Annotated in this window: 11 protein-coding genes; 4 read left to right on the top strand and 7 right to left on the bottom strand. The window is 52.2% G+C overall.

Translation table 11 applies throughout. The features are described from left to right. Positions 1-71: 71 nt before the first annotated feature. A complete protein-coding gene (locus K2I50_RS02335; protein WP_301024641.1) occupies positions 72-791 on the bottom strand; it encodes a tRNA1(Val) (adenine(37)-N6)-methyltransferase in 720 nt (239 codons plus the stop codon). A 242-nt stretch (positions 792-1,033) separates the two neighbouring features. Here K2I50_RS02335 and yihA point away from each other — a divergent pair, with 242 nt between their 5' ends. The 4 genes from yihA to K2I50_RS02315 all read left to right on the top strand — a co-directional run bounded on the left by yihA (position 1,034) and on the right by K2I50_RS02315 (position 5,389). Continuing rightward, positions 1,034-1,678, top strand: a complete 645-nt coding sequence (gene yihA / locus K2I50_RS02330; RefSeq protein WP_301024640.1) for a ribosome biogenesis GTP-binding protein YihA/YsxC — start codon at positions 1,034-1,036, stop codon at positions 1,676-1,678. Positions 1,679-1,689: 11 nt separating this feature from the next. Next, on the top strand, positions 1,690-3,897 hold the full coding sequence (locus tag K2I50_RS02325) for a RelA/SpoT family protein (protein WP_301024639.1): 2,208 nt from the start codon (positions 1,690-1,692) through the stop codon (positions 3,895-3,897). Continuing rightward, positions 3,878-4,756 (top strand): hypothetical protein, encoded by an 879-nt coding sequence (locus K2I50_RS02320; RefSeq protein WP_301024638.1) that lies wholly within the window; start codon positions 3,878-3,880, stop codon positions 4,754-4,756. Before K2I50_RS02325 ends, K2I50_RS02320 begins: the two co-directional genes overlap by 20 nt. Positions 4,757-4,831: 75 nt before the next feature. Beyond that, positions 4,832-5,389 (top strand): NUDIX hydrolase, encoded by a 558-nt coding sequence (locus K2I50_RS02315; RefSeq protein WP_301024637.1) that lies wholly within the window; start codon positions 4,832-4,834, stop codon positions 5,387-5,389. Positions 5,390-5,422: 33 nt separating this feature from the next. Here K2I50_RS02315 and K2I50_RS02310 read toward each other — a convergent pair whose 3' ends face one another. The 6 genes from K2I50_RS02310 to ung are packed head-to-tail and all read right to left on the bottom strand — an operon-like array spanning position 5,423 to position 10,019. Further along, positions 5,423-6,226: a TrmH family RNA methyltransferase gene (locus tag K2I50_RS02310; RefSeq protein ID WP_301024636.1), complete on the bottom strand. Its 804-nt coding sequence runs from the start codon at positions 6,224-6,226 to the stop codon at positions 5,423-5,425. Positions 6,227-6,231: 5 nt separating this feature from the next. After that, the gene (locus tag K2I50_RS02305) at positions 6,232-7,014 is read right to left on the bottom strand and encodes a purine nucleoside phosphorylase YfiH/LACC1 family protein (RefSeq protein ID WP_301024635.1); all 783 of its coding nucleotides are present in this window, start codon (positions 7,012-7,014) and stop codon (positions 6,232-6,234) included. Beyond that, complete coding sequence (locus tag K2I50_RS02300; protein WP_301024642.1) at positions 7,004-7,588, bottom strand: DUF3109 family protein; 585 nt, start codon at positions 7,586-7,588, stop codon at positions 7,004-7,006. Before K2I50_RS02300 ends, K2I50_RS02305 begins: the two co-directional genes overlap by 11 nt. 26 nt (positions 7,589-7,614) lie before the next feature. Next, positions 7,615-8,901, bottom strand: coding sequence for a type IX secretion system plug protein (locus tag K2I50_RS02295; protein ID WP_301024634.1), 1,287 nt, complete (start codon positions 8,899-8,901; stop codon positions 7,615-7,617). Between the two features lie 9 nt (positions 8,902-8,910). Then, a complete protein-coding gene (locus K2I50_RS02290) occupies positions 8,911-9,321 on the bottom strand; it encodes a C-GCAxxG-C-C family protein (protein WP_289754480.1) in 411 nt (136 codons plus the stop codon). A gap of 23 nt (positions 9,322-9,344) precedes the next feature. Further along, entirely contained in the window at positions 9,345-10,019 is a 675-nt protein-coding gene (ung, locus tag K2I50_RS02285; RefSeq protein ID WP_301024633.1) for a uracil-DNA glycosylase, read from the bottom strand. Between the last annotated feature and the right edge of the window lie 50 nt (positions 10,020-10,069).

Raw genomic sequence — 10,069 nt, 5'->3', positions numbered from 1 at the left:
TCCTTCGTCACATGTCGAAAATCGTCTCAAGCTATACGACCCTGGCGGCAACATTTATTATTAAACAAGCTCTAAAGATAGAAATCGCCCGTAAGGGCCTTATATGCGTCGCTGCCTATCAGTAGATTTTCCACTACGGGCGGCGACGTCTTTTTATCCCTTCGCATCTCCCAGAGCAGCCGTGAAGGAGCCTGTGCGCCAGGCTTGGTGAATACTCTCGTCAGACGCGATAACCTGAGCCCGCATATTTCCATATCAAATGTTATATCATCCTGACGGTCGGCCGGAGACACCATCGACAATATTCCGTCGGCCGACAACATCCCGGCCGCACATGCCTGCATTATCAATCTGTAGTCCAGTCCGGCCCCATGACGTGCAAGCATGCGCTCTCTGTCCGACGCCTTGATTTCAGTCTTGAAAAAAGGTGGATTGCTCACTACGGCGTCGAAACACACGCCTCGCCCGGCATACTCACTGAAACCGGCACACTCTATGGCAATACGTCGCGCCCATGGCGATGCGTCGGCATTTAACCGCGCTTCCACACATGCTTCCTCTACAATATCGATTCCGGTGATATCAGCGTTGCCAAAACGCTGCGCAAGCATAAGTGAGATAAGCCCGCTGCCCGTGCCGACATCAAGCACCTTGACCCCGACGGCATCAGGTACACGCGCCCATGCGCCAAGCAGCACACCGTCGGTACCGACTTTCATTGCACTCAGCGAGTTGGCCACCTCAAACTGCTTGAACCGAAACACACTCTCACGCGTCTTGCTCGTTCCCATATTTTATGTCTTTGAAATGTAGCGAATAATATCCGGGGGAGTACACCTGCTTTTCTCTTCCCGTACCCAAAGTTATGAATTTTCCACATAATTCATAACTTTGGCCTCAACGAGATGCATGCCATATCAAGCATATTCCGATGTAACACCATCTGCCGCAAGCATAAACTTAGTAAACATGAAAATCGTTATTGAAGTATCATCCAAAAGTGCTATCTTTACAAAAATAAAATACAGAAGCTATGGACATAACATCCTCGAAATTTGAGATCAGTAATTCCGACGTCAAGAAATGTCCCGCCACGAGCTACCACGAGTATGCATTCATAGGCCGAAGCAATGTCGGAAAGTCCTCGCTGATCAATATGCTGACCCGCCACAAGGGGCTGGCGATGACATCGTCGACTCCCGGCAAGACCACGCTTATCAATCATTTCCTGATCAACGGGTCATGGTATATCGTCGACCTTCCCGGCTACGGCTATGCCCAGCGCGGCAAAGAGCAGCAGCGCCAGATACGGCGCATTATCGAGGAATACATCCTCAACCGACAGCAGATGACATGTCTTTTCGTGCTCGTAGACTCGCGCCACAATCCTCAGAAAATCGACATCGAATTCATGGACTGGCTCGGAGAAAACGGAGTGCCGTTTGCCATTGTATTCACAAAGCTCGACAAAATGTCGTCGGCTGCCGCAAAGATTGTGACCGGTAAATACCTCGACCGACTGAGAGAGACTTGGGAGGAACTGCCACCCGTGTTCTATACTTCGAGCCACGACGGACGCGGCAGGACTCAACTGCTCGACTATATCGAAGAACTCAACCGCCTCCCTACCATGACACCATCGGAACTGGCCGACATCAACAACACTGACAACACCTGACACCCACGGAAATGCCCAACGCATATTTCACTGACGACGAACGCCTGAGGCTTATCGACATATCCCGACGCCTCCTTCGGCTCACTCGCGACATCACCCTACCCGACGATGTGGCGAGAGTACGCATGATTATAGCCGAAGGTATCGAACAACAGCACTGCCCGCGCGACCGCTTCGGCATAAATCCCATAATACATAATCTCAGCACAGCATTACTGCTGTGCGAAAAGATTTCGCCAGACCGCAACATGGTGCTGGCCATACTGCTTTTCATACTGTGCAAAAGCGAGTTTATCGAAGAGAAAGAGCTTGTAAAGGAATGGGGCGATGACATAGCGCGGCTCATACGAGGCCTGCTTAAAGTATCCACACTGTATGCCAGGCAGGCGGCAATGGAGAGCGACAACTTCCGAAAGCTGTTGCTTACATTTGCCGAGGATATACGTGTGATTATAATAATGATTGTCGACCGCCTCGCAATGATGCGTGCTATCAACCATCATCCCGATGAGAAAATGGTCCACGACGTGGCCTACGAGAGCAACTATCTGTACGCCCCCCTCTCCCATCGTCTCGGACTTTACTCCATCAAAAGCGAGCTTGAGGATCTGTCGCTCAAATACACCAACCGACAGACATATACCGACATTGCCCACAAGCTCAACCAGACCAAAGCGAGCCGCGACGCATATATAGCAGAATTCATAGCTCCTATAAAGGAAAAACTCGATGCCACCCCCCTGAAATATGAAATCAAGGGACGCACTAAGTCGATATATTCCATCTGGAACAAACTTGTAAAACAGAAAACAGACCTGGAGCATATCTACGACCTGTTTGCCATACGTATCATTATCGACGCCGAACAGGAGAAAGAGAAGAGCGACTGCTGGCTGGCATACTCGCTCATCACCGACATGTACCAGCCGAATCCTTCAAGAATGAAGGACTGGCTAAGCATCCCTAAAAGCAACGGATACGAGTCGCTCCATATCACCGTAAAGGGTCCGGGCGACAGATGGGTGGAAGTACAGATACGCACACGCCGTATGGACCTCATCGCCGAAAAAGGACTTGCAGCCCACTGGAAATACAAGGGTATCAAGAGCGAAGAGTCACTTGATGCCTGGATGAACAATGTACGCGATATCCTCGAAACAGCCGAGACCGGCCCGATGGAGCTCATGAAGAACATGCGTATGGACTTCTACGACAAAGAGGTATTCGTGTTCACGCCCAAGGGCGACCTTTTCAAGCTACCTTATGGAGCAACGGTGCTCGACTTCGCGTTTCATATCCACACCAAACTTGGCATGTCGTGTACCGGCGCAAAGGTCAACGGGCGCAATCAGAAGATAAACTACAAACTCCGCTCGGGAGATACCGTGGAGATAATGACATCCACACAGCAGGTGCCCAAAATCGACTGGCTGGCGTTTGTCGTGACCGGAAAAGCGCGCAACCGCATCCGCCAGAGTATCCACGAGATGGAAAACCGAGCCTCAGCGCTCGGTAAAGAGCTACTCGAACGCCGACTTAAAAACCGCAAGATTGACCTTGTGGAGGCCACCTTGATGAAACTCATCAAAAAGATGGGATTCCGCACCGTGACCGACTTCTTCAATGCCATTGCCGCCGAGCAGCTCGATATCAATGACGTAATCGAACAATATGCGGCTATCGACCGTCCGGCCGAAATCACAGCCGACAAGATATCGGCCGAAGAATTCCAGCTACAACCCACAGTCCCCGACGATACCGGCAGCTCATCTGATGTGCTCGTAATCGGCGAAGGGATAAAAGGTGTCAACAACCGGCTGTCGACATGCTCCAACCCGAATTATGGCGACGAAGTGTTTGGATTCATATCCTCCGAAGGCGTCATCAAAATCCATCGCAACGACTGCCCTAACGCCGCCAACATCCGGTCGCGCTATCCCTACAGGCTCATACCGACACGCTGGTCAGGCAAAGTGGGCGAGCAGTTCGGAGCCACACTGCGTATCATCGGCAACGACGACATCGGTATCATCACCTCGATTACCTCTATTATCAACAAAGAATCCTCTACCACCCTGCGCAGCATATCAATCGACAGCAACGACGGGATTTTCCAGGGATTTCTCGGCGTTGGTGTCAGCGACACTGCCGCCCTCAACACTTTAATCAAGAAACTCAAAACCGTAAAAGGCGTAAAAGATGTACAACGCAGCAAATAAACCGCTATTCATTACCGCAATCGCATCGGCCATAATATCGGCCGGAATGTTAGCAACATCATGCTCCGGCTCATCGGCAAAAGAAGAGCAGGAAGCCTCATTACTCCTGCAACAGGCCGACAGTGCCGCAACCACACAAGATTTCAGTCTTGCGCTCGAACTGCTCGACACCATTAAAAGCAAATATCCCGCACAGATTGACATCCAGCGGCAGGCCATGGCCTTGCGTCCTAAAGTGGAAGAGGGAGCCATCATACGCGAAATCGAACAGACCGACTCCCTCTCGGCATACGTCGCCTACCGCATCGACTCCATAATGCCGCAGTTCCAGCTTGTACATGACCCTTCGCTTGGAGAAGACTACGACTACTTCGTCATAAAGCAGTATGCCAAGTCCAACCTGTTCTCACGCACCGGTGTAGAGGGCCGCGTAGAGCCATCCGGACAATACAAAATACTCTCATCCCTGACCGCATCGCCGGTAAAACACACCTCGATTGCTCTTGCAGGCTCCACCGGAGAAGTCGCTTCGGCCTCTGTAGCCTACGACGGCGAACGCAACTACCGCTCCGGAGGCACCGAGATGATAACATTTATCGGCGCAGACTGCGATACTCTCGGATACTGGCTCAACAACTCAGCCCCTGCCGGCACGGTGAAACTCATATTCAAAGGCGAGCGAAATTATTCCACCCCGCTCTCGGCCAACGACCGCCGCTCGATTGCCGAAAGCTGGAAACTGGCCTCATTCATGAAAGAGCGCCGCATGCTTTCCGTAAAACGCGATTTTCTTGAACGCAAACTCGCTCTCACACGCGACCATATGGCACGTACTGCCGGCGAGTATAGTGTAAAATGACCTAACACAATACATACGCTCGGACGTCCGGAAATACCGCACGTCCCTGAGCGTATGTGTCAAAATCTGTCAGACATGGAGAAATGGACCACTATCGATAGCCGTTACATAATAAAGCGGCCATGGCTTACCGCCAGATGCGACAAAATGCGCATGCCCGACGGGCAAATAAAAGATGAATTCTATGTGCTCGAATATCCTGCCTGGGTAAATATCATAGCCATCACCACCGATGGAAAGATGGTGCTCGTAGAACAGTACCGCCACGGTCTCGACGACATATTCATGGAGTTATGTGCCGGATGCGTGGACCCGGGAGAGGAACCTCTCGCCGCAGCAAAACGCGAACTGGCCGAAGAAACCGGATTTGGTGGCGGCGAATGGGAACTCAGCATGGTGCTCAGTGCCAACCCCACAAGCATGAACAACCTGAATTACTGCTACATCGCCACAGGCGTGGAACGCATAGGCGAGCAACATCTCGATCCCACAGAGGACATCAACGTGCACGTACTTGACCCCGACGAGGTGAAGCAGCTTCTAATCAACGACCGTATCAAACAATCCCTCATGGCAGCGCCGCTATGGAAATACTTCGCCCAACGTGGCGAATGTCCGCTAAAACAGCAGTAAGAGCTCCCGAAAGCAGTTGCGCATAAACATATCTCAGCGCTTGCGCAGCTGCCAGAAAGCCACTGCCGATGCAGCCGCGACATTGAGCGAATCCACACAATGATACATAGGTATTTTCACCACATAATCAGCGCTGTCTATCACCTCTTGCGGAAGGCCGTCACCCTCGCTGCCCATCACTATGGCCAGACGCGGCTCAGCCATCAAAGCCCCGTCATCGATACTTACCGAATTATCGTTCAGTGCCATTGCCGCTGTCTTGAATCCCATTTCCTGTAGACAGCGGTACCCTCCGGCAGGTAGCCATCCCCATGGCACAAGAAATACCGAACCCATCGACACACGTATCGAGCGGCGGTTGAGCGGGTCGCACGAAGTAGAAGTAAGGAGCACTCCATCAATACCGAGCGCGGCCGCCGACCTGAATATAGCGCCGATGTTGGTCGTGTCAACCACCCCGTCGATTACAACTATACGCGACGCTCCCGCACACACCTCGGCCACACTCTTCTCAACCGGACGACGCATGGCACACAGCACACCGCGCGTAAGCGTATATCCTGTAAGAGCCGCAAGCAGTTCGCGGCTGCCGGTGTATACAGGTATCTCATCGCCACAGCGTGCTATAATACCCGCAGCATCGCCTGCAATATGGCGCTCCTCGCATAATAACGACACAGGCTCGTAGCCAGCATTCAAAGCCACATCAATAACCTTGGGACTCTCGGCGATAAACATCGCCTGCGCAGGGTCAAGACGGTTGCGCAACTGGGCCTCGGTAAGAGAAGAGAATACCTCTACACCATCGGCATCAAGACTGTCGATTCTGACTATCATCTATTTTATTTTTTTAGAGCTTGTTTAATAATAAATGAGAAATTACGCCCCGAGGCCACACCCCGGGCGCGGGCTGAAAAATACCGGTCACTCCGACATCGCGTACACTCTCCGATATCGGTTATATTCTCTCTTGGCACACCCTTTGATACGAGTATCCGTGTAACCGCACCAGAAAGGTTTACATGAGGTTTCTCACCATCCTGATGATATACGACATCATCAGGATGAAACTGACACGCCACCTCCTCGCCAACCTCGAAACAGCACACCCCGATATGAGGCGCGATAAACCCATGAATATCGCCCGGAGAAGCACCGGCCAGCACCATGCGGTCTAATGCATTGCCGACAACTCCGCCGACAGCACCACGCCAACCGGCATGCACCGCGCACACCACCCCAGCCTTTTCATCGCAAAGCAGCAGAGGCAGGCAGTCGGCGGTATTTACCCCTACAGCTACTCCGTGAAGTGTGGTGACCACAGCATCGACACCGTCAATATCGCGGTCGTCGACAGGCATGTCATCGATAAAAGCCACACGAGCACTGTGTGTCTGCCTTGGCACAATAATATTATGCTCAGATATGCCGAGCCACGATGCAAGCTCAGCCCTGCACTGCTGCCAGTGGGAGGCCTCATCGCCTACATAGTGACAAAGCGAAAATCCTGAGTACGAATCATCGGCCACAGTCACTCCCCGGAAAGTCGTGCCGGCATATACCAAGTCCGATTCGTAAAGAGACACTACCGGAACGTAGGAAACCTCATCAGACTCAGCCGCCATACTCTTCAAGATATGCTTCGCAGGCCAATTTAAGTTCGTCATACCATTCCTTTCCGAAATATTCGGTAAGCGGACCTTCAAGGAACTGATACAGGCGTATCCCCTCCTTTCGCCCAAGCACCTCGGCGGCACGGCACACCTTCCAGCGATGATAATTCACAGCAGTAAACGACGGGTACTTTGTAAGACGTACCGGATATAGGGCACACGATGCCGGCTTGCGGAAATCCTTAATACGGCCCTCGCGATAAGCCTTCTCCACGGCACACAGGCAAACGCCTCCGGGGCCGTATGTGCAGAACGCGCAGTCGCGCCCGTTGACAATCGTAGTGACGAGGTCGCCCTCTTCATCCACATAGCCCACACCGCGCTCCTCAATCTCCTTGCGGCCTGCCGGAGTGAGATCATCGCTCACTACTGGCAATACTTCTTTAAGTTTCTCATACTCCTCGCGGGTAATTGGTGCGCCGGCATCACCTTCGATGCAGCATTCACCCATACATTTCGAAAGGTCGCAGCAGAAAAAACGCTCTGCGAGGTCAAGCGACACCAATGTATCCTGAATCTGTAGCATTATTACTTCTTCCTCTTTTGTTTCCATCATTGTATTGACATTACGGTACGGCTCCCGAGCAGACGGTCGTAGCGCGCCCCCGGAGCCCGGTAATATACGTCGATACGGTACTCGTCGGCAGTCTGGGCAAAATCACCCTCCACCGGCGACGTACGGCCCGAACCTTGTCCGCGCGGCACCACCAGATACTGATAGTTGTAGCTCCCCTGCTTCAGAAGCATGGCATGCCGATACACACCGGCATCACTGTCGTAGCGCATGCGCGAGGCGGAGTCAAGGCGGCGGTTTGTCAAATCGCCGTCGATATATATATCGCTGTCGGCAAGCTCCGGCATGGCAAGTGTGAAATGCACCACCACATAATCAGCATCAACTTCCGGCTCGGCCGAATTTATTTCCCTCACACGATAGCGCCCCTGTTGGGTGCGGTCATAGGTATATTCCCGCCGCGGTGAATCATCAGCCAGGCGGAAATGATAGTAAGGATCGGCATAAACCACCTGGGCGACACCCATGTTCGGATGGTCGACCGACACCGTCTCAAAACGCCGGTATTCGTTGCCGGCGCTGAATATCAAAGGACGCATATGGGTATAATGCGCGCATACACCACCGTTGCTGCCACGCCCGTCGACATACTGCGGGCGCTGCAAGGTACGCGTATCATCCTCGCGCCCGTTCTGCCTCACTTTCACAATCAGACGGTTGTTGATATCCTCCATATTAAGCATATCACCACCGTCAACACTGATTTCCAACTGCTGGTGGGCCTGCATGTAGTCAATGTCAGTAACACCGGACACCTCGGCCGAAATACCTACCGCACCCTCCTCGATTGAAAAACGGGCCTGGAGCAATATGTCGTCAGGCTTCCCGTCCTCATACACTTTCAGCAGATAATTTCCGGAAAGAAGAGGATTCATATTCCTGTCGGGAACCATGATACGATAGTGCACATAAGGCACGGTAGTGGCTCCGGAGAATGCCCAGTCCTCTACCTCAGCGTCATTGAATCCGTCAAGATACTCGCTTCCCACAAGCGCGTCGGGCTGCCAGTCAGCATTACAGTGCACAAGGGTATAACGCAGATACAGGCGGTCATCGCTGATTATGTCAAACGACACCTCGATAGAGCGTCCGCTGCCAAGCCTTACTACCGGAGGGAGCATGTCGGCACCGGCCGGATGGACTTTCAAGGCTCCGACACGTGAATCAAAAGCACATGTACGCGTATCCTCGGCACATACCACACCTATGCCCGACAGCATGAACGCCAGCACAATAACCGCAAAATGTGTTATACGCCACATCATCCGTCTATGTCAGTTGCCGCCTGCTTCAATAGCGTTATGCAGTATCTCTACAGAATCCTCTATATACTGCATGCACGGCTTGCGGTTTGCCCTGTCGGCAAGCAGCTCGCCACATACGATAGAGCCATTCTTCGCTACAAAACGCGAGCACATATCCTTTATCGAGGCATATACCTTCTGTTTATCCGACGGATTGCCGGAAACCATAAATCCGCTTACGACAGCCATTCCGGTAATAGTGCCGCAAGCCTGATGCTGGCCTCCTACTCCACCGCCCAGACCGATTGATACGGCAGCAACAGCCTCTTCCGAGAGATTGTGCACGTCGTCAAAGGCCATTACAACACATTGCGAACAGGTATAGCCCTGTTTTCTTAATTCACGGGCGCGCTCAATGCGCGATTCAAGTGTATGCTTCATTGTATCTTAGAGAATGTTAAATGTTATCTCCAGTCGACAGGGGTCTTTCCCTGTGCTGCAAGATAGTCGTTTGCGCGACTGAAAGGGCGAGAGCCAAAAAATCCGCGGTAAGCCGACAGCGGCGACGGATGTGCCGACTCGATAACCATATGACGGCTACGGTCGATAAATGCACCTTTCTTGATGGCATAGCTGCCCCATAATATAAAAACAAGCCCGTCGCGGTCATCATTCAGACGATGGACCACAGCATCGGTAAACGTCTCCCATCCTCGTCCCTGATGCGACGCGGCACGATGAGCCTCGACTGTGAGGGTTGAGTTGAGCAGCAAAACTCCCTGCCGCGCCCAACGCGATAAATCGCCATCGCTCGGCACGACATCAAGCGCAAGATCATCCTTCACCTCTTTAAATATATTGACAAGCGAAGGTGGAAGAGGCACGCCCTCATTTACCGAAAAACACAGCCCGTTGGCCTGACCCGGTCCATGATAGGGATCCTGACCGAGAATCACAACCTTAACATCCGGAAAAGGACAACTGTCAAACGCAGCGAAGATTTTACCGGCAGGAGGAAATACCGGCGCAGCGCCATTGCGGTATTCATGCCTGACAAAATCGGTCAGAGCCACAAAATACGGCTTATCCCATTCGCCGGAAAGCTCTTCCCGCCATGAAGATTCAATTTTTACGTCCATCAAGCTGTATCGTTTTAATCAAGTAAGTCTTTAGAGAATGTTTGGATTTG

The organism is Muribaculum sp. (genome assembly GCF_029051885.1).
Lineage (GTDB): Bacteria > Bacteroidota > Bacteroidia > Bacteroidales > Muribaculaceae > Muribaculum.
The sequence above is the reverse complement of the archived record's forward strand: the minus strand, read 5'-3'. Positions and strand labels throughout refer to the sequence as shown.